At 43.9% G+C, this 25,317-nt stretch carries 24 protein-coding genes; 15 read left to right on the top strand and 9 right to left on the bottom strand.

What is annotated here, in order from left to right; translation table 11 throughout:
* Window positions 1-213 precede the first annotated feature (213 nt).
* Together GSY63_RS09395 and GSY63_RS09390 are read left to right on the top strand one after the other, a co-directional pair.
* A complete protein-coding gene (locus tag GSY63_RS09395) occupies window positions 214-1,947 on the top strand; it encodes an alpha-L-arabinofuranosidase (protein ID WP_166585529.1) in 1,734 nt (577 codons plus the stop codon).
* A gap of 35 nt (window positions 1,948-1,982) precedes the next feature.
* Window positions 1,983-2,660 carry a pseudouridine synthase gene (locus tag GSY63_RS09390; protein WP_166585528.1) on the top strand — a complete coding sequence of 226 codons (678 nt, stop codon included), beginning with the start codon at window positions 1,983-1,985 and terminating at the stop codon, window positions 2,658-2,660.
* A 3-nt stretch (window positions 2,661-2,663) separates the two neighbouring features.
* On the opposite strand, the gene GSY63_RS09385 is transcribed toward GSY63_RS09390, so the two are convergent.
* The 8 genes from GSY63_RS09385 to GSY63_RS09350 form a co-directional block, all read right to left on the bottom strand.
* Entirely contained in the window at window positions 2,664-3,530 is an 867-nt protein-coding gene (locus GSY63_RS09385; protein WP_166585527.1) for an alpha/beta fold hydrolase, read from the bottom strand.
* Between the two features lie 98 nt (window positions 3,531-3,628).
* On the bottom strand, window positions 3,629-5,599 hold the full coding sequence (locus GSY63_RS09380; RefSeq protein WP_166585526.1) for a KUP/HAK/KT family potassium transporter: 1,971 nt from the start codon (window positions 5,597-5,599) through the stop codon (window positions 3,629-3,631).
* A gap of 261 nt (window positions 5,600-5,860) precedes the next feature.
* On the bottom strand, window positions 5,861-6,070 hold the full coding sequence (locus tag GSY63_RS09375; protein WP_166585525.1) for a hypothetical protein: 210 nt from the start codon (window positions 6,068-6,070) through the stop codon (window positions 5,861-5,863).
* An 18-nt stretch (window positions 6,071-6,088) separates the two neighbouring features.
* Window positions 6,089-6,529, bottom strand: a complete 441-nt coding sequence (locus GSY63_RS09370; protein WP_166585524.1) for a VOC family protein — start codon at window positions 6,527-6,529, stop codon at window positions 6,089-6,091.
* Window positions 6,530-6,553: 24 nt separating this feature from the next.
* Entirely contained in the window at window positions 6,554-6,934 is a 381-nt protein-coding gene (locus GSY63_RS09365) for a DUF1801 domain-containing protein (protein WP_166585523.1), read from the bottom strand.
* 2 nt (window positions 6,935-6,936) lie between these two features.
* Window positions 6,937-7,476 (bottom strand): SRPBCC family protein, encoded by a 540-nt coding sequence (locus GSY63_RS09360; RefSeq protein ID WP_166585522.1) that lies wholly within the window; start codon window positions 7,474-7,476, stop codon window positions 6,937-6,939.
* A gap of 2 nt (window positions 7,477-7,478) precedes the next feature.
* Window positions 7,479-7,895, bottom strand: a complete 417-nt coding sequence (locus GSY63_RS09355) for a DoxX family protein (protein ID WP_243749191.1) — start codon at window positions 7,893-7,895, stop codon at window positions 7,479-7,481.
* 29 nt (window positions 7,896-7,924) lie between these two features.
* Window positions 7,925-8,308, bottom strand: coding sequence for a VOC family protein (locus GSY63_RS09350; RefSeq protein ID WP_166585521.1), 384 nt, complete (start codon window positions 8,306-8,308; stop codon window positions 7,925-7,927).
* Window positions 8,309-8,439: 131 nt separating this feature from the next.
* Here GSY63_RS09350 and GSY63_RS09345 point away from each other — a divergent pair, with 131 nt between their 5' ends.
* Entirely contained in the window at window positions 8,440-9,426 is a 987-nt protein-coding gene (locus GSY63_RS09345) for a GlxA family transcriptional regulator (protein WP_166585520.1), read from the top strand.
* Window positions 9,427-9,534: 108 nt separating this feature from the next.
* Complete coding sequence (locus GSY63_RS09340; protein ID WP_166585519.1) at window positions 9,535-10,230, top strand: 3-keto-disaccharide hydrolase; 696 nt, start codon at window positions 9,535-9,537, stop codon at window positions 10,228-10,230.
* A 43-nt stretch (window positions 10,231-10,273) separates the two neighbouring features.
* On the opposite strand, the gene GSY63_RS09335 is transcribed toward GSY63_RS09340, so the two are convergent.
* On the bottom strand, window positions 10,274-11,143 hold the full coding sequence (locus tag GSY63_RS09335) for a PfkB family carbohydrate kinase (protein ID WP_166585518.1): 870 nt from the start codon (window positions 11,141-11,143) through the stop codon (window positions 10,274-10,276).
* A gap of 286 nt (window positions 11,144-11,429) precedes the next feature.
* On the opposite strand from GSY63_RS09335, the gene GSY63_RS09330 reads away from it, so the two are divergent.
* From GSY63_RS09330 to GSY63_RS09280, 11 genes are all read left to right on the top strand, one after another.
* A complete protein-coding gene (locus GSY63_RS09330) occupies window positions 11,430-12,455 on the top strand; it encodes a PorP/SprF family type IX secretion system membrane protein (RefSeq protein WP_166585517.1) in 1,026 nt (341 codons plus the stop codon).
* 212 nt (window positions 12,456-12,667) lie between these two features.
* On the top strand, window positions 12,668-15,484 hold the full coding sequence (locus GSY63_RS09325; protein WP_166585516.1) for a PKD domain-containing protein: 2,817 nt from the start codon (window positions 12,668-12,670) through the stop codon (window positions 15,482-15,484).
* A gap of 63 nt (window positions 15,485-15,547) precedes the next feature.
* The gene (locus tag GSY63_RS09320) at window positions 15,548-16,750 is read left to right on the top strand and encodes a sensor histidine kinase (protein WP_166585515.1); all 1,203 of its coding nucleotides are present in this window, start codon (window positions 15,548-15,550) and stop codon (window positions 16,748-16,750) included.
* A gap of 3 nt (window positions 16,751-16,753) precedes the next feature.
* Window positions 16,754-17,449, top strand: coding sequence for a LytR/AlgR family response regulator transcription factor (locus GSY63_RS09315; RefSeq protein ID WP_166585514.1), 696 nt, complete (start codon window positions 16,754-16,756; stop codon window positions 17,447-17,449).
* A 147-nt stretch (window positions 17,450-17,596) separates the two neighbouring features.
* Window positions 17,597-17,839, top strand: coding sequence for a PqqD family protein (locus GSY63_RS09310; RefSeq protein WP_166585513.1), 243 nt, complete (start codon window positions 17,597-17,599; stop codon window positions 17,837-17,839).
* Between the two features lies 1 nt (window position 17,840).
* Window positions 17,841-18,899 carry an ATP-grasp domain-containing protein gene (locus tag GSY63_RS09305; RefSeq protein ID WP_166585512.1) on the top strand — a complete coding sequence of 353 codons (1,059 nt, stop codon included), beginning with the start codon at window positions 17,841-17,843 and terminating at the stop codon, window positions 18,897-18,899.
* 12 nt (window positions 18,900-18,911) lie between these two features.
* The gene (locus tag GSY63_RS09300) at window positions 18,912-20,261 is read left to right on the top strand and encodes a type III PLP-dependent enzyme domain-containing protein (protein ID WP_166585511.1); all 1,350 of its coding nucleotides are present in this window, start codon (window positions 18,912-18,914) and stop codon (window positions 20,259-20,261) included.
* The gene (locus tag GSY63_RS09295) at window positions 20,258-22,411 is read left to right on the top strand and encodes an urea transporter (protein WP_166585510.1); all 2,154 of its coding nucleotides are present in this window, start codon (window positions 20,258-20,260) and stop codon (window positions 22,409-22,411) included. The genes GSY63_RS09300 and GSY63_RS09295 overlap by 4 nt, the downstream gene beginning before the upstream one ends.
* A complete protein-coding gene (locus GSY63_RS09290) occupies window positions 22,387-23,571 on the top strand; it encodes a hypothetical protein (protein WP_166585509.1) in 1,185 nt (394 codons plus the stop codon). Before GSY63_RS09295 ends, GSY63_RS09290 begins: the two co-directional genes overlap by 25 nt.
* Window positions 23,559-24,179 (top strand): tetratricopeptide repeat protein, encoded by a 621-nt coding sequence (locus tag GSY63_RS09285; RefSeq protein WP_166585508.1) that lies wholly within the window; start codon window positions 23,559-23,561, stop codon window positions 24,177-24,179. The genes GSY63_RS09290 and GSY63_RS09285 overlap by 13 nt, the downstream gene beginning before the upstream one ends.
* Before the next feature lie 141 nt (window positions 24,180-24,320).
* On the top strand, window positions 24,321-25,238 hold the full coding sequence (locus GSY63_RS09280) for a PepSY-like domain-containing protein (RefSeq protein ID WP_166585507.1): 918 nt from the start codon (window positions 24,321-24,323) through the stop codon (window positions 25,236-25,238).
* Window positions 25,239-25,317: the final 79 nt, after the last annotated feature.

The following is a 25,317-nucleotide window of genomic DNA, read 5'->3' as shown; positions in this document are numbered from 1 at the left end:
TAAGGCTGGGTTACTTTTTAGTTTAAATAATTGATGGTCAATATAAATAATAAAAATAGACAATACATAGTAAAACAGCCCTTTTTAATTAAAAGAAAGCGCAATACCGGACTGATCTCATGCTATCACGCTTCGTCATCAAGAGATAACAATGTATATTTATATGGTTTATTGTGAAACCTTTGTCTTATCGTTCCGTACATCTCCCTGTAAATGAATAAACGCTCATCCATATGTAGAATCGGTTTAGTAGCCGCAATAGGTTTATTGGCTTTTCAGGCGTGTAAAAAGGAAGCAAAGTTGCAGCCCGATCCTCCTAAAAAGGACACCGTGGCTACTATTATAAGCCCTGTAAACGATGCCGCCCCCGTTAAAACACAGGGCTTTTTTATGGACGACTGGAAACCTAAGTTGTTAACCATAAATGGGCATACCGATGCACCTATACCAATCGGCGACGCAGAAAGCACCGTTACCATATTTGCTCACGATATCGTTAATAAGGTATCGCCATATCTCTTTGGCAACAACGTTAATACCTACATGACGCAGGTGGTTACCGAACCGCTGCTAATGCGGCACATCACCAATCTATCACCTAAAATTATACGCGCCCCTGGCGGCAGCGTTACCGATTTATATTTTTGGAACGCCCAGCCGGGAAAAGTACCTGCCGATATACCCGCACAAATAAATGTTAATAGCGCTACTGTGGGCGTTGACAGCACATTGTGGTACGGCAAAAACACGGCCGCATGGACATTAAGCATCGATAATTATTACCAGGCCCTACTAACTACCAATAATACAGGGCTTATTGCCGTTAACTACGGATATGCCCGTTACGGCACGAGCGCACATCCCGACCAGGCAGCAGCGCATTTGGCTGCCGACTGGGTGCGATATGACAGAGGGCGAACAAAATATTGGGAAGTTGGGAACGAGAATTATGGAATTTGGGAAGCCGGTTACCTAATTGACACTAAGAAAAATAAAGATGGGCAGCCCGAAGCATTAACCGGGGCCCTGTATGGTAAACATTTCAGGGTGTTTGCCGATTCGATGCGCAAAGCTGCTGCGGAAATTGGCGTTAAAATTAAAATCGGCGCTGTAATGACAGCCGACGACGTAGTTGCCGGCTCTACCATCGCGAACTGGAATAAAGAAGTTGCTGCCACCGCAGGCGATGCTATAGATTTTTATACGGTTCATAGTTACTTTACGCCCTATCTGGAGAGTTCATCGGCCGAAACTATTCTTAACTCGGCACATACAGTGAGCCGCGCTATACCTGCTTACCTATTAGCAAGTACGGGAACAGAAAAACCGATAGCATTAGGCGAGTGGAACATCCAGGCTATGGGTAAAAACCAGGCGGTATCTAACATTTCTGGCTTGCACGCGGCAATGACGTTGGGGGCAATAGCTTCTTACAAATACGGCCTGGCCTGCAAATGGAATCTTGCCAATAATTGGGCTAACGGCGATGATATGGGCATGTTTAATAACGGCGACGAACCCGGTGCGTCCAAATGGAACGCCAGGCCGGCCTTTTTTTACATGTACTATTTTCAAAAGTATTTTGGCGACCGTATGGTAAGTTCTACTGTAAGCGGCAACAATGATATCAAAAGCTATGCATCGAGTTTCTCGTCGGGGCATACGGGTACCGTGTTGGTAAACACAGGCACCAAAGACCATCTTGTCAGCATTAACTTCCAGGATTTTACACCCGGTAAAAACTATTATTACTATGTGCTAAATGGTGGTACAGAAAGTGAGTTTTCGCGCAAGGTTTATATAAATGGGATTGGGCCTTCGGGCGTATCCGGCGGGCCGACAGATTATAGTACCATTAGCCCATTTTCAGACATTTGGGGCCCGGGCTCTATCAAAGTCAAGGTTCCTGCGTATGGGGCTGTATTTTTAATGGCCGAAGGCAAGTAAGTACATCGGTATTAAAGTCCTATCTTCGCAACCTTATGTTAACTGTCTTATACCGCGACGAGCACCTTATTGCCATTAATAAACCTCATGGATTGCTGGTGCACCGTTCAAAAATTGCGGATGATACCGATGTATTTGCCCTGCAGTTGCTTCGCGACCAGATAGGCCAGCCGGTTTATCCGGTACATCGTCTCGATCGTAAAACGGCCGGCGTGTTACTTTTTGCGCTCAACAAAGAGACAGACATTAGCATGCAACAACAGTTTATGAACAAGGTGGTAATTAAAAAATACCTGGCTATTGTTCGGGGCTATACTGATCCGATAGGCGAGATTGATTACCCCTTACGCAAAGAGAATGGCACTTTACAGGATGCCTTTACGGCTTATACCACGCTTAAACAAGCCGAACTGCCAGTGGCATTTGGTAACCATCCAACTTCACGTTATTCGCTGGTAGAAGCTACGCCTACAACGGGCCGTATGCACCAATTACGCAAGCACTTTAAACATATCTTCCACCCTATTATTGGCGACCGCACACACGGATGCAACAAACAGAACAAACTTTTTAATGACCAGTGGCAAATGGAAACCATGATGCTGCATGCCTCGTACCTCTCATTTACCCATCCTTTAACAGGCGATATCATTGAGATAGAAGCCCCCGTACAACAAGAGTTTAACCGGGTAATGAACTTAATGAACTGGTAATATTTAGTTCGACAGTGTTTCTTTTACCAGGGCAACCACATCACTAACCATAGTTGGTTCGCGCAATATCTTGTCGTGCCCGGCACCGGTAAATGGCTTGGATACTATAAATGGGCGAGTCGACAGGAAGTCTTGTAGGTAGGGATATGGTGCTATTGCATCTTCTTCATCATAAGCTATCCAATGCTTAAGCTCGGGGCCGAAGGCATAGCGGGCATTCAGTACAAAAGTTGAGAAGTTGTCTTTAAACAAATCCCTGAAATCCTGGAAGAAAACTTCTTGTGCTTCAACAGGCACGTCGTTGGCATTAAGCGTTGCCTTAAAGTTTTCTTTTAAATTTACCAAAGGAGTAAGGCTGATGAGTTGCTTAGGCCTGATGCCGGTTTGTTCCAACGTAAATACGTTGGCCATAGCACCCAACGAGTGACCGATTAAAACCTCGGGCTCGCCGTATTCTTTAATAATTGCTTTAACGGCGTTTACATAGATCAATAGATTCGACCATTCGCCTTCCGAACTGCCATTACCCGGTGCATCAAAAGCGATGATCTGGGTATCCGGGATAGCACGTAACGCTGTAATAAGGTCAGCAAAGTCAGCGGCTTTGGATGCCCAACCGTGCGTAAGCAAAATCTTGCGGCTACCCTCACCCCATATAAAACCATTAAACTCCAGGTCCGATTTACTGAAGTAAGCATCGTTAGCTTTAAGGCTAAATTTGGTAGCCTCATCCATCAGTAAATTAACCGGGTAGCGCACCGCCACTTTGGGCGAATAACAAATGAGTTGCCAGAGCAGTTGAGTAAACTCAGGCGTTGTTTTATCAGTAGCGGTTCTTATATCGTTGATGATGGACTTCAACTTTTTCATAGACGTTCGGGTAGATGATTTGTCCTGCAAAGCTATGACAATGCTTCGTTTTGCAGGACAAATCTTGCAGTTCTGACAATCTATTGATCTGAAACTTGTTATGCCGGCACTTCCACCCGTTTTAGTTTAATATTGCTTAGCGGGTTTACCACCAAAGGGATTTTCTCTATCCGGGTTTCGCTGGTGTCTAAACCAAAGGCTTTGGCCTCACTCTGCGCTAGACCTTTAATGGCGAAATAGCTGTTTAATATGAACCCCTCCTTAACACTGAAATTGTTATTGTACGAAAGGAATTTCTCCATAATAATAAACTGGAAGTCCGCAGGCAGATTGTAGCTGCTTAAGGATTCGTACTTGCTGGTGATATCCAAATCACCACGACTTATCATGTCTTCAACCACCTTGCGGAACAGTACATTAATACGAGGCTGTATGCGGAAGCCCAAACGGAACTCAACGCGGATCACTTTATCGTCTTCCAGCTCCTGCACGCTGTACTCCATAGTAAACGGATCGTCCATGCGCTCGATATGCACAAACCAGTAAACATCGGCGCGTTTGGGCTTGCGGCTTAGTATAGAGTAAATGATCTTTTGCTCTATCTGCTTGCTGTTATTCGCCTTGGTCAGGTAAATTAAATGCGTTGCGTATTTTGGAATACCCTGATCACGGCTCATGGCGTTAAGCATCGGGATGTATTCTTTCAGATCGACAAAGTTAAGAAAGCGGTTATTGATCTTGCGGGCGCGGTACCAGATGTACATGGTAAATATCAAGCCAACCTCAAACACCAGGAAGAATAACCTTTTGAGCAATTTAACAGCATTGGCAACAAAGAAGGAGAACTCTACACTGAGAAACATACACACAATAATCACTACCAGCCACAACGGCCAGTGCTTTACGTAGCGCATAAAGTAGTACATCAGCACGGTTGTCATGAGCATGGCTACTGTGATAGAGAACCCATAGGCAGCTGTCATAGCTTCAGAAGTGCGGAAGTATATACTAACCGCTATACAGCCAAAACACAGTATCCAGTTAATACTCGGGATATAAATTTGTCCGCGAATGTTTGAGGGATATTTGATGGTGATACGCGGCCAGAAATTCATGCTTACTGCTTCGCTAATCAATGTAAACGACCCGCTAATTAAAGCCTGACTGGCAATGATGGTAGCCATGGTAGCGATCCCGATAGATGGGATCAGGAAAAAACGGGGCACAATTTCAAAGAAGGGATTAACACCGGCAAAGCTGGTATATTTATGTTGCGTTAATACCCACGCGCCCTGGCCAAGATAGTTTAACACTAATGTAGTTTTCACAAAAATCCAGCTTACCTGAATGTTTTTACGGCCGCAATGGCCAAGGTCTGAATATAAGGCTTCGGCGCCGGTTGTACATAAAAACACAGCACCCAGCAACCAGAAACCACGCGGATGCTCGGTTAGCAAATGGAACCCATACATCGGGTTTAGCGCCTTAAATATCTCAGGGTAGTGGCAAACCTGCAATATCCCTAAGGTACCCAACATCACAAACCATATTAACATCACGGGACCAAACAACGCCCCAACCACATTGGTACCGAACTGCTGAAAGAAGAACAGCAGCAGCAAAATACCGATAACAATACCGAGGATAAGCATATTGCCCGGTACAAAATCTTTGGCTAAGGACGGAACAAGGCCTAAACCTTCAATAGCAGAGGTTACCGAAATGGGCGGTGTAATTATCCCATCGGCCAGCAAAGTACCGGCACCGATAATGGATGGGATAGCCAGCCACTTACCATACCGGCGCACCAATGCATACAGGGAGAAAATACCGCCCTCGCCACGGTTATCGGCCTGTAGCGTAATAAAGATGTATTTAAAAGTAGTTTGCAGCGTAAGCGTCCAAAACACGCAGGAGATAGACCCCAGTACCAGGAACTCGCTGCCGTTGCCGCCTTCTTTTAATAATGTTTGAAATGTGTATAATGGCGAAGTACCGATATCGCCAAAGATGATACCTAGCGTAATTAACACGCCTGCGGCCGAGAGCTTTCTGACGTGCGAATTCATGAGCAGGGAATTGGATTAGTGCAGCTACCAGACAGGCTATCTGCAATTATAACTAAATAGGGGAATTGTAAATACATAACAATCGTCCAGCGACAACCGCCATGCCATTTTGAAAAAAACAGCGTTTATTCAATTTAAACGAAGATTTTAAATTCTCTCAACGCTCGGTACCACTCCATTTTGGTAGGGTCATTTTTTCATTTTGAATTAAAAAGCCCCGAACCTTTACAGTTCGGAGCTTCAATATTTTGCTTAGATCGATTATTCCAAAGGGCAGCACTCAAATCCCTTGTCGTTAACCAATTGCGCTATTTTTAGCGGACAAAACCCGTCGCCTTGGATACGCAATATCTTATCGCAATCGTCAAGGTCGAAGTTTATCTGGCTATGTGGAAAGTATTGTCGCAGCAGGGCAATCAGGCTTTTAGCTTGGGCCTGTCGCTTAACATTGGTTTTAAATACTTCCACCATATTAAGCCTTTCTTTTGGTTAAGACTGCTGATTACTGTGAGGTACTGAGTCGAAACTAATCATCCACTGAATGCCGAATTTATCTGTGAGCATACCGTAGTAGGACCCCCAAAACATATCTTGCATAGGCATGGTTGCGGTACCGCCTGCCGAAAGTTTTGCATACAAATCGTCGGCTTCTTCCTTGCTTTCGGTATGGATTGACAAACTAAAGTTATTGCCCGCAACTAAATGCTGACCCATTGATTCCAACGCATCTGTAGCCATCAGCGTATTGCCCTTAACAGGTAAGGCCACATGCATAATCTTTTCTTTTTCGGCCACCGGCATACCATCGCAACCGGGTACGCCATCAAAACGCTGTAGCATTGAAAACTCGCCACCGAAAACAGATTTGTAAAAGTTAAAAGCTTCTTCGGTATTACCGGCGAAGTTTAAATAAGGGTTAATTACTAACATAACTATAGGTTTTTAATTTATTAACTACTGTTTGCTATCTGCCAACGCTACCCAATCATTAATCAGGTTTTGCAGCGCAGCGCTTTTTGTTTCAATATCTTCTATGCCGTAAAATCGAGCTTCCCTACGATCTTTCCAATCACCCTCTAATATCCCATAACTGTGAGACAACAAGCCTTCGGGAAACAGGAGGATAAGCTGCACAAACTTCTGCTGCCTTAAGTTAAAGGCAGCCACATCTTTCAGGTAATAGTAGCTTGGAGCATTCCATTTAATACGTTCGGCAATTTTAGGGTTCGCTCCGTTTATAATAGCGCGAAGCTTTTCCACTTCGGCTTTCATGGGGTGAATAAGAGCATCCATAAAGTCGCTGACCTGTTCGGCATCCGGCACTCTTTTTTTCATAACTAAGTTTCCAATACCTTCTTTAGGTTCTGTAAACCTACTTCCAGGTCTTTGCCCATCATTTTATCCATGTTCATAAATAATAGCATAATATTCATGGGGTAGGCCATTTTGCTACTGAAGCCCCAGTTTACTTTGGTAGAATCGGCGCCTATAGCGTCCGTAACCATATGTGCATTGGCACGGCCGTCAAATGGCTTTATAAAATGGAGCTCCGATTCGATCCTTTCACCATCAACCACATTTTTGAGCTCTTGCTCGCCTTTACCAACCTTTTTATTACTGCTGTCCCAGCTCGATTTAAAACCGGGAGTACCGTCAACGCCTTCAAATGTTTTGGCCATGCTGGGGTCCATCATCGCCCAAACGCTGTAGTTATCCTGATTTTTAAGGTATTTAATATAATCGAACACCTCCCGTTGGGGCTTATTGATAATTACGCTGCGACCAACGTTGTATTCGCTTTTAGTAACCGCAGCAACAATTAATACAATGCCGATAATGATTACAACACTGGCAACTATGGTCAGTAAAACGCTCATAATTAGTTCGATTTAAATGGTGCGTACAATTTGTGGTAACATACATATGATATCAGCAGAATGGCGAAGCCCACTACCGGGATAAAGGTTTGCGCGTCCATACCATCTACCGCCAGATGGCCAACAAAAGCCGAGATAATTGAGATACCGAAGCCAACGTAAGCCCACTCTTTATAGCGCGGAGGCACCATTGGCAGTATAAGTAAAAGGCCGCCGATAATTTTGCCTACGGTAAGTTCGATCCTGAAATAATCCGGATAGCCTAAATGGCTTATGCCTTGTTTGGCTAAAGGTGTATTAAAGGTGAATGCAGGCATCACAGAATCGAGCAAAAAGAAGATAGTGGTGAATACCCAGTAAACTACTTTGGTTGTTTTGGTACCTTGTACCGTGTGCTGTTCCATTGCTAAAGTTGTCATGATTGTAAGTTTTAGTGGTTTCTGATTTATTATTCCTGAATCACCGACATGATATTACCCGCCGGGTCTGTAAACCACGCTATAAGCGGCCCTCCTCCGCGGAATATATTATCGTCATCGGTTTTAAAGCCGGGCCAGTCGTAACTTTCAAACTTTACGCCTTTATCTTTTAACTGCTGTACTGCCGCAGCCACATCTTTTACCGGAAAATTAAGTACAGTAAAGCTTGCCGGTGTATGATTAGGTTTAGGATAAACAATAATCTTTCCGCCTCCTGTTATATGCAATGTAAGGATGTGCTCCATTTCAGGATTTTCTTCAACATCTAATCCTAATATGTTACTGTAAAATGCTTTGGCGGCCGGGATATCGTTTACCGAAAATCCACTGAAAGCCTTGGTGTCTTTAAACATATTGATCCTCTCTTTTATAGTTGGTTATAATTTACAATACAAACTTATTGGCAATTAAGCATTTAGAGCGGGTGTAAATACGACAATCTAAGGGGTTGATTGCGAAATAGCGATTGTCTAACTTTATTTACATGAAACATATATCCATACTTATCCCGCAGGGCACTTCCAGCCTTAGCAATATAGAGGGTACCTTTCAGATATTATCTGAGGTAAACAATCTGAGGGCCGAGATGAGGCAGGCACCTTTGTTTAATATACAAATGGTGGGCCTGGCAACGGAGGCGAAGCAGCGCAACGGGCTGTTTACCATAAAGCCGGATGTAGTGTTTGAAGATGTAAAGAAAACAGACCTGATCATTATTCCCGCCATGCACGGTAACCTGCCTGCTGCGTTGGAGATGAACAAGGATTTGCTACCCTGGGTAGTAAAACAATATAAGAACGGGGCCGAAGTAGCCAGCTATTGCATAGGCGCTTTCTTTTTAGCCCAAACCGGCTTGCTGAAGGGCAAGCAATGCGCCACGCACTGGAAACTGGCCAACGAGTTTAGGCGCATGTACCCGGATGTAAACCTGGTGGACGATAAAATAATGACCGAAGAAGACGGCATTTATACAAGTGGCGGGGCCTATTCTTATCTCAATCTATTACTGTACCTCGTCGAAAAATATGCCGGCCGGGATGTAGCCATCCTGATGTCCAAAGCGTTTATGATTGATATCGACCGGGATAGCCAATCGCCATTCATAATCTTTCAGGGTCAAAAAACGCATGAGGACGAGCCGATAAAAAAAGCGCAGGTATTTATTGAGAAAAACTTTCAGGATAAAATCACTGTAGACCAATTGGCTGGCATGCTGGCGCTTGGTCGCCGTAACCTGGAGCGCCGGTTTAAGAAAGCAACTTCTAATACCGTAATAGAATACATTCAAAGGGTAAAAATAGAAGCTGCGAAGAAAAACTTCGAAACCAGCCGCAAAAATATCAACGAGGTAATGTATGATGTTGGGTATTCGGACACCAAAGCCTTTCGCACCATCTTTCGTAAAATAACAGGGCTATCGCCTATCGAATACCGCAATAAGTATAATAAGGAAGCGGCAACCCTTGCATAAGCCGACATGTTCTATCGTAACTTTTCGGTTAAGTTAAATCTTGGGTTGTGAGATTAAAATTAACTGTATAACTTACAGCCATTCTAATTATACCTAAAATTACTATAAATGAAAAACCTGTTTGTATTGCTGGGTGCGTTAGCTATGACTTATAGCGCATCGGCACAAAACCAATTATCTAAAAAAGAACAACAGCAAGGCTGGCATTTATTATTCGATGGTAAAACCACCACCGGTTGGCATACCTATTTAAAACCCGAAGCCAGTGCTGCCTGGAAGGTAAGTGATGGTGCCTTAACCTTAGACCCTAAAGCTGAAGGCCAGGGCGACTTGGTGACCGACAAAGAATACGAAAACTATGAACTTTCGGTAGACTGGAAAATTTCGCCAGAAGGAAACAGCGGTATCATTTTCGGCGTACACGAAGACCCTGCTTTGAGCCAAACCTACTTATCTGGTATAGAAATGCAGGTATTGGATAACGAGAAAGCAGAAGACAATAAAAAGGCGAACCACCTTGCCGGATCGTTATATGATATGAAAGCCCCTGCCGTTGCATCTGCTAAACCGGCGGGTGAATGGAATACCGCTAAAATCTCTAAAAAAGACGGCCACCTGATCTTCTGGCTTAATGGCAAAGAAGTGATCAATGTACAAATGGGCAGCCCGGAGTGGAAGGAGCTGATCAACAACAGTAAATTTAAAACCTGGAAAGATTTTGCAGCTTACCCTAAAGGTAAAATTGCCCTGCAAGATCATAATCACGAAGTGGCCTTTCGTAATATAAAGATCAGAGAGATCTAAAAAAGAAAGCCCTCGAATACTCGGGGGCTTTCTTTTTTAGATCTTATTTTTTCAAGAACGTTAATACCTCGTCTTCCGTTCCCTCAAACGGCCCCGATGACTGGATTTTTAAGCCTGCCATAGCCGAAGCAAATTCGCCAGCCCGTTGTATATCGGCTCCCTTTACACGCTTATAAAGATAACCAGCCATATAGGTATCGCCGCAACCGGTAGCATCAGTAATTACCGCTGGTTTATAAACCGGAATGGTGTAAAACACACCATCGGCATAAATAACAGAGCCCTTGCTGCCCAGTGTTATTACTACTTCTTTAACACCCCAGTCGGCTAACATTTTTGCGCCGGCTTCTATATCATTTGCACCGGTAATTACCTTCATTTCATCATCATTTACCTTTAAAATGGCAACATGAGCCAGTGCTTCGCGCTTGGCAGCCCAATCTATATGATGTACTTTTTCGTCTTTCACCTCGCGCAAATAGCCTTGTATGTCTAACGATACCTTGCCGCGTTTAGCCAGTTCCTTAATTACATCAACAGGGATATCGCCAGAAACCAACGGGCCCAGGTGAAATATTTCGGCATCCACATCCAGGAGTTGATCCGGCGAAAACGGGTCGGCCTGCTGGCGTACGCGTTGTGTGCGATGATCCTGATCTTCGTCGTAAATATTTTCGAAGAATACCGTATGCTCACTAGGCAGCACTTTTACTTCAATGCCCTTCCTTTCCAGGTCTTTTACATAATGAATTTCGGTTTCTGCAATGGCAGTTACCAGAATGTATTTCAGATCCATTTGGCTGATGGCGTTTGAAAAGTAGAACGAAGTGCCACCGGCCATAAACTTTTCTCCATGGCTGGTAACTACTTTATCCAGTGTAATATGGCCTATGCAGCAAATATCATATCTCATCTTAATGCGGAAAAAAATTTTAGTAAGGGGCAAAATAAATATTCTAAAAGTATTTAACTAAATATTTACATTGTATATGTTTTATTCGTCTATACATAAACCCCGTTTACCGATACATTTTTGTCCTGACTGACGCGTTTAAGCACTTTTAAACCGTATACCAGGATTGTTGTATGCGATCGAGTTTCCGGGTATATAGTATTTTCTCAATAAGCACCTGTTTTGCAGGTGCTTATTTATCGTATATTCAAGTAAGACGTTACCAGTTTTAATCCGCGCGCACAGCATGAATAGAGTTTTAAGATTAGTGTTGTTTCTTTTAACAATTGCAAACCTGGCCATTGGCCAGCAGCGTCCGCAGTACACTCAATACGTTTTTAACAACTATCTGCTTAACCCAGCGGTAACCGGTATCGAGAATTACACCGATCTTAAATTAGGATATCGTAAACAATGGACCGGATTAACCGGCGCACCAACAACTTCTTATCTAACCATCAACGCGCCTATAGGTAATCAGTTTTTACAGGGCGATGCAACCGCCTCGCCCGCGGGCGGCTCCGAAAATCCGCTTGGCCGCTCGTATGTTCGTGACTATATGGCAGCAGAACCCCACCATGGTATCGGCTTAATGGTGGTAAATGATAAGGCCGGGCCGCTTACCGAAACCAACATAGATGCTACCTATGCCTATCACCTGGGGTTAAGCCCTAAATGGAATATGTCGGTAGGGGTATCGGCAGGGGTAAGCCATGTGGGCTTAAATGTTGCGGATATATTCCTGGGCGACGACAGCTCTATAGATCCGGCTATTGCCAACAACAATATTAGTCAGTGGAAGCCCGACGTTGGCGCAGGTATCTGGATCTACACTTCTAACTTTTACGTCGGTGCATCTGCGCAGCAATTATTGAAGCAAAATTTATATTTCAGCACCAACACTTCGGTATATAATCAAGGCCAAACCGTACCGCATTATTTCTTTACGTCGGGGGTTAAATTGTTTATATCAGACGATGTATCATTTATGCCATCGGTAATGGTAAAGCTAATTAAGCCTACGCCAACTTCGTATGACATTACCGGTAAACTAGCCTTCCGAGACAGGTTTTGGTTTGGTGGAGCTTACCGGCATAATGACTCTTTTTCTGCCCTGGCAGGGTTCAATATAAGTTCGCTTATTAACGTAGGATACTCTTACGACGTTACCACATCGGCCCTCAACACGGTAAGCAACGGCACTCACGAAATTGTGATTGGCATACTGCTTAACAACCGCTACAAGGTTACCTGCCCAATGCATACCTTTTAGATTTTTGGACAAAAGGCCGATTAGCAAATTGTTTTTCTCCTTTTCTACAAGCCGTGTTTATTTTCGCACTGGCTTTCACCCCTTTTCCTTTGTCTCCCGTCTTCTCAACCACAAGTCCCCCAATCCTTTCGTCTACACATAAGGCGCGTTTAACGATACATTATTGCCCGCGGGTATGCAAAGCGCCAATTTTAGATTAAATAAAATTTGTGATGCCCGGCTTGCCAAAACTTAACCGTCTTTCTTACATACTCTTAATTACTTTAATACTGATATTACTAAGTGAGTTTTCGCAGGCCCAAAGTTTAGGCGACCCTGTGGTGAAGATCACTTTCGGATCGGGAACGGCAACGCGTGCAGGAGCGTTGGCAGCCGATTCGGGCAGCACTACATACACTTATGCCGCCAGTGGAGAGATTGGTGAAAACTATTACACGATTACAAATCAGGTTAATACAAGTGTGCACGGAAGTTTTGTTACCAGCTACGACCACGATTATGAAACCAACGGCCACCAAACCACCGGTTATATGATGGTGGTTAACGGAAATATTCAGGCCGGTACGGTTTTTACCCGCAAGGTTACCGGTCTGTGCGGTAACACGCAATATCAGTTTGGGGTTTGGATAAAAAACGTATTATCCAGCAATGGCATTTCGCCCAATATGGTTTTTCACCTTTATGCTGCCGATGGCATTACCGAATTAGGTACGGGCATATCAACTGGCGATGTACCAACCGGCAATACCTGGCACAATTACACAGCCAACTTTAGCCTTCCATCGGGCAACGAAACCGTAATTATTAAACTAGTAAGCAATGCGAGCGGCACCGTTGGCAACGACTTTGCTGTGGACGACATTACTTTTAGTCCTTATGGCTCAACCGTATCGGCTGTGTTTACACAAAACACCAGTACAACCCAAACTACTTGTGCAGGTTCGGCACAAACTTACACCATCAATGCAACCAGCACTCTGGCCAGTGGCTATGAGCAAAAACTACAGGCCTACATTAATGGTGCCTGGACGGACCTCAGCGCAGCAAGCACGCAAACCAGCTATCCGATAACTGCACCAACCACAGCCGGAACTTATTTGTACCGCTTAGTTTCCGCCACAACAGATAATATTGGTTCAGCGAGCTGTGTGGTAGCTTCTAATAATTTGACGCTAACCGTATCGGCAGGGCCTGTAGCCGGTTTTTCTAATAATAACTCGGGGTGTTTAGGTAGCCCCATAACGTTTACTGATAACTCAACGATTGCCGGTGGCACTATAGATTCGCGAACATGGGACTTTGGAGACGGGCAGACTTCAACAGACCCAAACCCGGTTCATACTTATGCCATTCCCGGCGATTATACGGTAAAACTCACTGTAGGCAGCAGCACCTGTACTTCGTTCACAACGCAGCAAATTCATATCAACGCCAAACCGGTTGCCGGCTTCACTTTTACTACACCCGCTTGTGTGGGTCAGCAGGTAACATTAACAGATAATTCAGCCAATGCCAGCGGCGCAATTACGCAATGGATTTGGGATTATGGCGACGGCACAACGGAGACACGTACTACTAACACGCCATTTACACATATCTACACCACGGCTGGGCAATACAATATTACTTTACAGGTTGCATCCGGAACCTGCTTAAGTGATGCGCTACCACAAACTATTACGATTAGCCCTTTGCCTGTTGTTGATTTTTCGCTACCGGATATTTGCCTTTCTGATGCTTACGCGCAGTTTAACGATCTATCAACCATTAGCGACAACACTCAATCGGAATTTACCTATTTATGGAACTTTGGCGATAGCAATGCAACTTCGGCTAATCCTAACACTTCAACGGAGAAAAACCCCAAACACAAATATTCACAGGCTAATAATTACACGGTTACATTAACCGTAAAGTCAAAATATGGCTGTACAGCGGCGACTGTGTCTAAGCCTTTTACTGTGAACGGCGCAACACCGGTATCGGGGTTTACGGTAGAAAACGTTAACAACCTTTGCAGCGGCGATGCTGTTGTATTTGACAATACCGCCTCGGTTGATTTTGGGAACATCACCAAAGTTATTTTCTATTACGATTACGACAACCACCCTACAGATGCCACAACGTACACCCGTAGCGACAACACCATACCTGCCGATGGTAAGTACACCCATAATTATGGTGTATTTAATTCGCCTTTGACTAAGAATTATCACGTACGTATGATTGTGTATTCGGGTGAAACTTGCGTGAGCAACCCTTATGATAAAACCATCACTATTAATGCTAATCCAAGCGTTACGCTTTCTGCAATCGGCTCCATATGCCAGGAATCTGCGCCGGTTCAGATAACAGAAGATAAACAAGGATTTACAGGCACGGGCGTATTTAGCGGCACAGGGGTTTCATCAACAGGCCTATTCAATCCGGCAACGGCAGGGGTGGGCACGTTTACCATCAATTATCTATTTACTGCTCAAAGTGGCTGTACCTATACATCATCGCAACAGGTTACCGTAAATGCTACGCCGGTTATTACCGCACCGACCACACTTACCGTATTAGAAGGCGGGCAACTTACTATTAATGCCACGGCATCGCCTGCAAGTGGCCTTACCTATAAATGGGTGCCGGCAACAGGGTTAAGTGACGCCACAATTTTAAACCCGGTGGCTAACCCTACAGACGATACTTATTACACGCTAACGGCTACTTCGGCACAAGGGTGCTCGGCTTCTGTACAAGTTTTTGTATCAGTATTAAAAGCTCCCATAGTACCTAATACTTTTACCCCCAACGGCGACGGCCGCAACGATACCTGGGTAATTAAATATTTAGATAGTTATCCAAATGCTACGGTTGACATTTTTAGCCGCTACGGCGAGAAGGTATACTCTTCAGTAGGCTACCCTGCGCCATGGGATGGCACTTACCGCGGCAGTGATTTACCCGTAGGGGTATATTATTATGTCATCAACCCTAAAAATGGGCGAAGTGTAATGTCGGGCAGTTTAACCATTGTGAGATAAAAAGCAGAGGCATGCAAACAATACATACCGCATATACTATTTTTGAAAATACCTTAATAAATAATGGCTCGCTCTAAAGCACCTACATTTTTTATACATGCTGCCGGATGGTTAATCTTCCTGGGCTTCCCGTTATTGTTTATGAACAAAACGCAGGAAACCCGCAGCAGTGCTTTTGTGGTGCTTTTCTCGCCCTTTTACTGGCTGTTTTGTTTAACGTATATTTTTATGTTTTACTTAAATGCCTGGTATCTGGTGCCTCGCTTTGTATTTAAAAAGAAGTATATCCATTACGGCATCATCATTTTAATACTTTTGGGTTTTGTGTATTTTTTGCAGCCTTTTGATAACCTGTTGGAGAACAATCTGCTTAAAAACACCAGATTTGCCACCTCACAAACAGCGCCGCCAATTACACCGGGGCACGATACATCGATTCCATCTATCGGCAGCGACACCTCAGCGCCCGGTGTAAAAGGATTACCCTTTGGCCCGCTACCTCACCAGGATATGCGTATGCAGGATCCACGGTTTAAGCAATCGAACAAAATCATATTCATACATCAGTCGGGCAACATAGATATGGTTGGGCTGTTTATTTTCATTATCGTTATCGGGCTTAGCACTGCAGTAAGCACGGTACAAAAGTGGCAGCTAACGGAACGTATGGTTGTGCGCGCTGAAGCCGAAAAGGCCCATGCCGAACTGTCGTTCCTGAAAGCGCAGATCAATCCGCATTTTTTGTTCAATACGCTCAATAATATTTACGCCCTATCAGTGACAGATAGTGAGCATACCTCCGAGAGTATTATGAAACTCTCTAACATTATGCGTTATGTTACCGATGAGGTTGGTGCAGATTACGTATTGCTGCAAAGCGAGATTGATTGTATTAATGACTACATAGACCTGCAACGCCTGCGTTTGGGTAAAACAACCAAACTCAATTTTAATATTTCGGGCCGCATCATAAATCAAAGGATAGCCCCCCTGGTTTTGATGACATTTATAGAAAACGTATTTAAATACGGTGTAAGTAAACACGAAGCCGGGGTAATTGATATCAGCTTAAATGTAGAAGACAAGAAGATAAATTTCTTTTGCCAGAATCCCATTTTTGAAACTTCTGTATCGGTCAGTAAACGCAAGGGTATCGGTATCTCGAACACCAAACGCCGCCTGCAGCATATTTACCCGGGCAAACATAAATTAGATATCAGTACCAATGATGGTCTGTTCACGGTGAATTTAGAAATTGATTGTTAGCGTATGACGACTTTAAAATGTGTAGCCATAGACGACGAGCCACTGGCGCTGGAGATAATGAAAAAGTACATTTCGGAATTTCCGTCGCTGCAATTGCTGCGTACTTTTGAGGATGCGGTATCGGGGGCTGAATTTTTGAAAAAGAATAAAGTCGATCTCCTGTTTATCGATATTGATATGCCCGACATTACCGGTGTAGACCTGGTGCGCGCATTGGTAGAAAAGCCCATGGTGATATTTACCACCGCGCACAAGAACTTCGCTTTCGAAGGATTTGAATTGCAGGCATTGGATTATTTGCTGAAGCCCATCAACCTCAAACGCTTTTCGGCCGCTGTCAATAAGGCGCTCGATTATGCCAAATACAAAAGTGCCGAGGTCACCGAAGACGAATCGTTGTATGTACACTCAGAGTACCGGATGATCAAAATTGTACTCAAGGATATCGAATACATTGAAAGCATGCAAGATTATATTAAGATCTACCTGCTCAATTCCGAGAAACCGATCCTCACCCTCATGTCGTTAAAAAGTGTGTTGGAAAAATTACCAGCCAATCAGTTTGTACGCATTCACCGCAGCTACGCTGTTGCCAAATCACAGATTGGATCTATCCATAATCGCAAAGTAAAACTACCTAGTGTTGAGCTGCCGGTAGGTAACAATTATGCCGATTTTATAAAAGAGTGGTCGAAATAATGCATCACATTCGTCGGTACATTTACCTCATTGGGCGATACATATTATAGTTTAGTAGCTAATTGTGCCAATTTTATTAAACAAGATAGTTTGGTGGGCTGTACCTTTGGTAATTGATTACATTTATAAACCAGGGCCCGATTTGCAATGAGAATTAAAAAGAATATAGCTACAAGTGAGAACGGGTTTATCTTTAATCCGGCTACGGGCGATTCGTTTTCGGGCAATGCCATGGCATCGGAAATTATGGTGGCCATGAAAAACGGCGATACCGAGGCACAGATCAAACAAAATATTCAGGATAAATACGAAGTAAGCGCAGAGCAACTTAACCGCGACTGGGACGACTGGATATTACAACTAAAAGAGGCCAATTTGCTGGAACTTTAACATGACGACAGCAAATAACTACGCCAGCTTATGCATAGCCGTTACCGGGCTGAATGCCAATGATAACCCCGGGCCAGGTATAGCCGTGATCCGCGCTTTAAAGGCAGGCCTGGGTGATGGTATCCGGATCATTGGCTTGTCTTACGAGTCGATGGAACCGGGCATCTACATGCACGAGCTGGTTAATAAAACCTACCAAATCCCATATCCGACAGCAGGCGTCGCGGCCTTAATTAACAGGATAGAAGAGGTACACGGTAAAGAAAAGTTAGACCTCATCATCCCCAATTTTGATGCGGAGTTATATAACTTTATTAAAATAGCGCCGCAATTACAGCTATCAGGTATCCGTACTTTTTTGCCATCGCACGCGCAACTGTCGTTAAGAGAAAAGATTAATCTGGCCGATTTTGGAAAGCAGAACGGTTTTAGTATCCCGGCAGATCATAAACTATTTAACCTCGATGATTTGAACTACGCTGCCGATATCCTCGGCTTTCCTTTGGTTATTAAAGGCAAGTTTTATGATGCGTACGTAGCGCACACTTTAGATCAGGCGCAAAAATCTTTTTATCAATTAGGTGCAACCTGGGGTTACCCGGTAATAGCCCAACAGTTTATTAAAGGCACCGAAATTAATATAGCAGCATTGGGCGATGGCAACGGCAACAATATCAGCATTGTACCTATGCGCAAGTTATACATCACCGAGAAAGGCAAGGCCTGGGCCGGGGTGACGATAGAAGACCCTAAGCTGATAGCGCTTGCCAATAGCTTCGCCAAAGCAACTAAATGGCGAGGAGGCTACGAGCTCGAAATTATGCGTGATGCCAACGATGAGCTGTTTATCCTGGAGATCAACCCGCGCTTTCCGGCATGGGTTTATTTAACTGCGGCTGCCGGCCAAAACCAGCCCGCGGCATTAGCGAAAATGGCTTTTGACGAAAAAATAGAACCCTTTACCGGATACCAGGTGGGTAAACTGTTTATCCGGTATTCGTGGGACCATGTGGTTGATATTGCTGACTTTCAGCAGATCTCAGCCCTGGGCGAACTTTAATAACAAATTACCATGCAGAAGCTTAAATACGAACGACCATACATCAAAAAACTAAATGCCGGCATCATGAATAAATTCGGTACGCGTACCGATTCGCAGGCATTTACACACATTGATGGCGTGCCGGTAAAAAGCTTAATCGCGGAATACGGTTCGCCGGTGTTTGTATTGTCGGAGAAACAGATCCGCAGGAATTATCGTTCAGCATACCGGGCTTTTAGTACCCGTTATCCGAAGGTGCAGTTTGCCTGGAGCTATAAAACCAACTACCTCAATGCGGTTTGCAAAATCTTCCATCAGGAAGGTAGCTGGGCCGAGGTGGTATCAGGCTTCGAATACCGTAAGGCTATCGGCAATGGCGTACCCGGAAATAAGATCATTTTCAATGGCCCCAACAAACCGAAAGAAGATTTACTGTTAGCAATTGAAAATGATTCATTGATCCATATCGATCATTTCGAAGAATTAACGCTGCTGCTGAAAATAAGCGAGAACCTGACAGCCAAACCACGAGTAGCCATCCGGGTTAACATGGATACCGGTATTTACCCGTCGTGGGATCGCTTTGGTTTTAATTACGAAAACGGCGAAGCATGGAATGCCTTAACCCGAATCGTTAATTCGGGCAAGCTGCAACTGGTTGGCTTGCATTGCCACATCGGCACCTATGTGTTATCGACCGCTGCATACGCCATAGCTGCTACTAAAATGGCTGATCTGGCCTGGAGCTGCAAAACGCAGTTAAAGCAAACGATAGAATATTTAGATCTAGGTGGAGGATTTCCATCAACTAATACCTTAAAGGGATCGTATTTACCAGGTGCAGATACCGTACCTTCCGTAGATGACTTTGCCGAAGTGATTACAACTACGCTGCTTAATTCGGGCCTGCCTAAACACGATTTACCTTTGCTGATTTTAGAAACTGGTCGCGCTTTGATCGATGATGCAGGTTACCTGTTGGGTAGCGTTGTGGCCAACAAACGCCTGGGCGATGGTAAACGCGCAATGGTAGTTAATTTCGGTGTGAACATTCTCTTTACATCTTTTTGGTACGAACACCAGATCAGCCCGGCGCAAGATTTTACGCCACATGTGGAGAACATGACGGTGTACGGCCCGCTATGTATGAATATCGACGTAGTTCGCGAGAGTGTTAACCTACCGTTGCTTAATCCGGGCGACCATGTAGTTGTACACAAAGTAGGCGCTTATAACATGACGCAGTGGATGCAGTTTATTACCCAACGCCCTGCTATAGTACTGATAGATGAACAGCAACAAACTCATCTTATCCGCACATCTGAAACGTTAAACTATGTTGAAGAACCGGAAACAACTCCCCCACATTTAATTAAATGAAACTAAGGATACCAGCCTTTATTAAGGCTATAATTAATACCTACTCGGTACTGTTCTTTTCACAGAGCAGTGCTTTAGGCGTTATTTTGCTGCTGGTAACTTTTTTTAATATACAGATAGGGCTTAGCGGATTAGGCTGCGTGGTGTTTTCCCTGCTAATAACCAAGGCTATGGGCTACCAGCGCGATACTATCCAAATGGGTATTTACAGCTTCAACGCCCTCTTAATGGGTATCGCAATGGGCACCTTTTATCATGCTAACGCGCTGTTTTTTTTATGGCTTGGCGTAGCTTGTTTAATTACGGTTATTACAACCATAATACTAACCGAGCGTTTAACCAAGCTAGGTTTACCCGCACTTTCGTTGCCATTTGTACTTACCTTTTGGATTATATTGTTAGCCGCCAATAGTGTTTTCCATACGGGTCTGCAACAGAAAAGCAGTTATCTACTGGAAGAAATCTACAGCGGCCCCGGTAGTTTAGCGGGCTTTCAGGGATACCTTTCGGCCAAATCTCCGTTTTACTTAAACCTGTTCTTCCGCTCGCTAAGTGCCGTGCTGTTTCAGAATAATATGCTGATCGGCATTTTAATGAGCATTGGTTTGCTTATCCATTCGCGCATTACATTTAGTTTGCTTGTTATCGGTTTTGTGGTTGCCTGTGCTTTAAATGGATTAACCCATACCTATCCCGACGGCATTAGCTATTACCATTTAGGCGCCAACTTTATGATGACCACAGCCGCTATCGGCAGTTTTTTTATGATTCCCTCGTGGCGGTCTTACTTGTGGGCCATTGTTTGCATACCCGTTACTTTTATATTGGTGAATGCGTTTACCGGTTTGTTGGGGCTCTATTATTTGCCGGTGCTGTCACTTCCGTTCTGTATCATTAACCTTACGCTGCTTTACTTTTTAATGCTGCGCAAAATGCCCGGCAAAATGCAGCTCACGCCTGTACAGCACTATTCGCCCGAGCGCAATCTGTACCAGTTTTTAAACCACCGCGACAGGTTAAACGATCTTAAATATTTCAACATTCAGCTACCGTTTATGGGTAGCTGGACGGTTTCGCAAGGCTATAATGGTTGCATTACCCACAAGGGAGACTGGGGACACGCACTTGATTTTGTAATAACCGACGATGATAAAAACACTTACCAGTATCCTGGCACACAACCCGAGCATTTCTATTGCTTCGGCAAACCCGTTTTAGCCTGCGGCGATGGCATTGTCGAAAACGTGGTAGATCATGTCGAAGATAACCCTATCGGAAAAACTAACATTAAAGAAAACTGGGGCAATACGGTTGTTATTAAACATGCAACGGGCTTGTACTCCAAGGTATCGCACTTAAAAAAGAATGCCATAAAGGTTAAACCGGGAGATGCGGTAAAACAGGGAGATTTATTAGGCTATTGTGGTAATTCAGGTCATTCGCCCGAGCCTCATTTACATTTTCAATTACAGGCTACACCTTATATCGGGTCTAAAACATTAGCATATCCGCTATCATATTACCAGGTCAGCAACCGGTCCGGTAACCCCCTCCATAGCTTCGATGTTCCGAAAGAGGGTGATATTTTAAGTTCGCCCGATATTAATAACGCTATTAAAAAGGCATTCGATCTGCAGCCGGGTTATGTGGCAACTATTGCAGCAACAAATGATAAACTCGAAGTTATTGAAGTGTATACCGATGAGTTAAACCAATCGTATTTATACAGCCATGATACTGGGGCTTCGGCCTACTTTATCAACAGCGGCACACAGTTTTACTTCACCAGCTTTTACGGCGATAAGGCATCTCTATTATATTCATTTTATCTGGCCGCCTACAAAATAGTTTTTAGCAATCATGAAGCTGTGATAGCTCAGGATGTGTACCCAATTCAGTTAACCGGCGATAAAATAAGACTATGGTTACAAGATTTTGTAGCACCGTTCTATCAATTCATCAGGCTTAATTATGAAAGCCATTGCGTACCTCAGAAAACAGGATTCGCCATCAGATCTAAACAATTTAGGGCCACCAAACAACTGATGGAAGCTACTATATATATTGGCAATAACGGCCTGCAGGGCTTCGGCATACAAAATAACGGTACCACAATTGAAGCACAATGGACTACAGAAAACTTGTATTGATCATCGTCTTCATACTATGTCTACGGCATGGTGTTAAAGCCCAGGAGAATAGCGTCCAGGTTGCCGACAGCACTTCGGCCGAACTTTCGAAGGCCGGCAGCTGGAAAGAGTTGATAGCCTACGGCCAGCAAACAATTGCCAGCGGGACAAACTTTCCGGGTTTAAGGCTACGCGTTGCCTTTGCATGGTTTATTACAGGCAATTACAAAGCTGCCTTGGATGAATATTCTGTAGTGCTTGATAAAGATACTTACAATCAAACCGCCCGTTACTACGCCTATTACTGCAACAAGTTCCTGAATAACGATCTGCAGGCGGCGTACAACGCCAAGTTCTTCGACAAGGAAACCATGAAGACAGAAAACCTTTCACCCTTTGGTTTCATAGACGCATCGGCCGAGACCGGCAAAAAATATGTAAGCAGCAAGCTTCGCGGCGATGGCTTTTATTCGCGCGTTGGTTTAAGTAACCGGCTGGGCTGGCGTTTTCAGTTAGAAGAATCGGGCATTTATTTCAGGCAGAATATTATCAATCGTTATGGCTTCGGCCCGCACTCCGACCGTGTTATTTTATCGGATGATCAGTTCGAATATTTTGCCAAGTTGAGCTATGCGTTAAATCAGAAGTTTACCATTTTGGGCTCGTATCATTATTTAAATACCAAATACAACAGCACAACATATCATAGTAATTTAGGTTTATTAGGTGTTAAGTATATGGGCACTTATGTTGATGTGCAGGCCGATGTTAATTTCGGGCACATTATTCAGCAACCCATTACGCAGTACAACGCTAAACTAACTTTTTATCCATTGGGCAATCTCAATTTCTACACCATCAGCCGCCTGTCTGATAAGCATTTGAAAGATGTTAACCACTGGATTTATAACCAGGCAATTGGATTTAAGGTATTCAAAAACACGTGGCTCGAGTCGACGGCGGTATTTGGCAGCCAGGAAGATTATCTGGATGTTGACGGCCTGTATGTTTACAATTCTGTTGATAACACCAAATTCAAGTTTAACGAAACTGCTTTTTATCAACTCAACAATCACCTGCAGCTGCAACTCACTTATACCTATGAGCAAAAGGCAGATGCATACTTCCCCGCAAACTATCACCAAAATTCTGTTACTTTAGGTGCTTTATGGAAATTTTAAAGAAACCGTTATTAGTAGCCCTCTTGCTTCTGCTGACTGTAAGGTTGCAGGCGCAAACTAATGCTGTTTTACAGAAAGCTTTTCATAACAGCTATACCGACGAGCTGAATAAGAACTATACGGCAGCCATAAACGACATTTCGCCCTACTATGCCGATAATAACTATGAGATCAACATCAGGCTGGGCTGGCTGCATTATTTAAATCAGAATTACAACGCCTCGCAATCGTATTATCAAAAAGCGGTTAACCTAAAACCGGGCTCAATAGAAGCTAAGTTTGGTTACGTAAAACCTTTATCGTTCTTAAAAAGCTGGGACAAGGTATTAGATCAATATAACGCTATCCTTAAAATTGACCCACAAAATACGCAGGCCAATTATTGGGCAGGGGTAATTTACTATAATCGAAAACAATACGACGCTGCCATCGCGCGCTTTAAAGCAGTGGTTAACCTATACCCTTTTGATTACGATGGCACCCACATGCTGGCATGGTCTAACCTGATGGCCGGTAAAAAAGCCGAAGCCAAACCCCTTTTCGAAAAAGCCCTCATCATAAAACCGGGCGATGACTCAAGCGAAGATGGGTTGAGCCGCTGCAGATAGCTTTGCTCATCGACAAATCTCACCCCTTCATCGATACTCGCTTGTTTTAGCCTAAACAGGCCGTTAGTTTTATATTGAAGATAAGGCAGTTAGCGAAGCGCCTTATACAATAAATCAATTTTAAAACTAAAAATTACCGTGATGAACTTAAAGAATTATTACCCGCTAATGCTCTTAGGATTGGTTTTAGTCATTTTGTCGTCCTGTTCAAAAGAGTCTGCTTCAACCAAGTCGCAAAACACCAGCACCTCAACAACCGCTACATCATCCACCGGCGCAATTGCAATTACCACTGCGAGCACACTTGCTGCAAGCAATTCGAAAGACAGTATTTATCTGGTAGGCTGCATTCCCGGCCACGGCAGAAAAGACACCATTGCCTTTAGCGCTTTGCCGGCCGCCATTAGTCCGTATCTAACAACTAACTATTCGGGATATACCTTTGTGAAAGCTTTTCAGATAGACAGCGCAAGTGTAGTTAACAGCTACATTGTAGTTATAAAATATAACAACAACTATGTAGGTTTAAAATTTAGTGCTGATGGCACCTTCATAAAGGTTCTGGAGCAAAGGGCAGGTGTCGATCTGCTTGGCAAAAATGGCTTTCATCCCGGAGGGCCATTTGATAATCGAGATGGCAGACAACGCGATACTATCGCACTATCGGCTATCCCATCTGTTGTGACAAACTATTTTACTACCACCTACCCAACGGATACCTTGCTCCATGCTTCGGTAACGCGGGATACCACTTATATTTTAATCAGTAAAAATAACGGGCTTTTTGCTACGGCCGTTTCAAATACAGGCACGTTGGTTAAACGCGTACAATTAAATCGAATACTTAAACATACCGCCGTAACGCAAGCCAACCTATTAGCGGCAATAACCACATATCTCAGTACAACCTATCCGGGTTATGTATTTGACAAAGCCTTTGCCGAAAGTGTTAACGGCACGGTGCAAGCATATGATGTATTTATAACGGTAAACAGCACCAAGTACGTGGTTGGGTTTAACGCCACCGGTACCTTTGTTAAGGCCGTTGCTCTCCATTAAACATTACGACTTTCTTTTAGCGCATGCCGGTCGAATCTATTAGAAGCGACCGGCTTTTTTGCATTCATTGGCCAATAAT

Origin of the sequence: Mucilaginibacter agri (genome assembly GCF_009928685.1) — a bacterium.
Classification (GTDB): Bacteria; Bacteroidota; Bacteroidia; order Sphingobacteriales; family Sphingobacteriaceae; genus Mucilaginibacter; species Mucilaginibacter agri.
The sequence above is the reverse complement of the archived record's forward strand: the minus strand, read 5'-3'. Positions and strand labels throughout refer to the sequence as shown.

What these genes read in the sequence shown, in the direction of transcription:
- GSY63_RS09310 (WP_166585513.1), top strand. Translation starts at nt 17,597, where the DNA reads ATGAGAATTAAAAAGAATATAGCTACAAGTGAGAACGGGTTTATCTTT.
- GSY63_RS09305 (WP_166585512.1), top strand. Translation starts at nt 17,841, where the DNA reads ATGACGACAGCAAATAACTACGCCAGCTTATGCATAGCCGTTACCGGG.
- GSY63_RS09385 (WP_166585527.1), bottom strand. Translation starts at nt 3,530, where the DNA reads ATGAAAAAGTTGAAGTCCATCATCAACGATATAAGAACCGCTACTGAT.
- GSY63_RS09360 (WP_166585522.1), bottom strand. Translation starts at nt 7,476, where the DNA reads ATGAGCGTTTTACTGACCATAGTTGCCAGTGTTGTAATCATTATCGGC.
- GSY63_RS09350 (WP_166585521.1), bottom strand. Translation starts at nt 8,308, where the DNA reads ATGTTTAAAGACACCAAGGCTTTCAGTGGATTTTCGGTAAACGATATC.
- GSY63_RS09390 (WP_166585528.1), top strand. Translation starts at nt 1,983, where the DNA reads ATGTTAACTGTCTTATACCGCGACGAGCACCTTATTGCCATTAATAAA.
- GSY63_RS09320 (WP_166585515.1), top strand. Translation starts at nt 15,548, where the DNA reads ATGGCTCGCTCTAAAGCACCTACATTTTTTATACATGCTGCCGGATGG.
- GSY63_RS09345 (WP_166585520.1), top strand. Translation starts at nt 8,440, where the DNA reads ATGAAACATATATCCATACTTATCCCGCAGGGCACTTCCAGCCTTAGC.
- GSY63_RS09395 (WP_166585529.1), top strand. Translation starts at nt 214, where the DNA reads ATGAATAAACGCTCATCCATATGTAGAATCGGTTTAGTAGCCGCAATA.
- GSY63_RS09290 (WP_166585509.1), top strand. Translation starts at nt 22,387, where the DNA reads ATGGACTACAGAAAACTTGTATTGATCATCGTCTTCATACTATGTCTA.
- GSY63_RS09335 (WP_166585518.1), bottom strand. Translation starts at nt 11,143, where the DNA reads ATGAGATATGATATTTGCTGCATAGGCCATATTACACTGGATAAAGTA.
- GSY63_RS09340 (WP_166585519.1), top strand. Translation starts at nt 9,535, where the DNA reads ATGAAAAACCTGTTTGTATTGCTGGGTGCGTTAGCTATGACTTATAGC.
- GSY63_RS09365 (WP_166585523.1), bottom strand. Translation starts at nt 6,934, where the DNA reads ATGAAAAAAAGAGTGCCGGATGCCGAACAGGTCAGCGACTTTATGGAT.
- GSY63_RS09330 (WP_166585517.1), top strand. Translation starts at nt 11,430, where the DNA reads ATGAATAGAGTTTTAAGATTAGTGTTGTTTCTTTTAACAATTGCAAAC.
- GSY63_RS09355 (WP_243749191.1), bottom strand. Translation starts at nt 7,895, where the DNA reads ATGACAACTTTAGCAATGGAACAGCACACGGTACAAGGTACCAAAACA.
- GSY63_RS09375 (WP_166585525.1), bottom strand. Translation starts at nt 6,070, where the DNA reads ATGGTGGAAGTATTTAAAACCAATGTTAAGCGACAGGCCCAAGCTAAA.
- GSY63_RS09315 (WP_166585514.1), top strand. Translation starts at nt 16,754, where the DNA reads ATGACGACTTTAAAATGTGTAGCCATAGACGACGAGCCACTGGCGCTG.
- GSY63_RS09380 (WP_166585526.1), bottom strand. Translation starts at nt 5,599, where the DNA reads ATGAATTCGCACGTCAGAAAGCTCTCGGCCGCAGGCGTGTTAATTACG.
- GSY63_RS09370 (WP_166585524.1), bottom strand. Translation starts at nt 6,529, where the DNA reads ATGTTAGTAATTAACCCTTATTTAAACTTCGCCGGTAATACCGAAGAA.
- GSY63_RS09300 (WP_166585511.1), top strand. Translation starts at nt 18,912, where the DNA reads ATGCAGAAGCTTAAATACGAACGACCATACATCAAAAAACTAAATGCC.
- GSY63_RS09295 (WP_166585510.1), top strand. Translation starts at nt 20,258, where the DNA reads ATGAAACTAAGGATACCAGCCTTTATTAAGGCTATAATTAATACCTAC.
- GSY63_RS09325 (WP_166585516.1), top strand. Translation starts at nt 12,668, where the DNA reads ATGCCCGGCTTGCCAAAACTTAACCGTCTTTCTTACATACTCTTAATT.
- GSY63_RS09285 (WP_166585508.1), top strand. Translation starts at nt 23,559, where the DNA reads ATGGAAATTTTAAAGAAACCGTTATTAGTAGCCCTCTTGCTTCTGCTG.
- GSY63_RS09280 (WP_166585507.1), top strand. Translation starts at nt 24,321, where the DNA reads ATGAACTTAAAGAATTATTACCCGCTAATGCTCTTAGGATTGGTTTTA.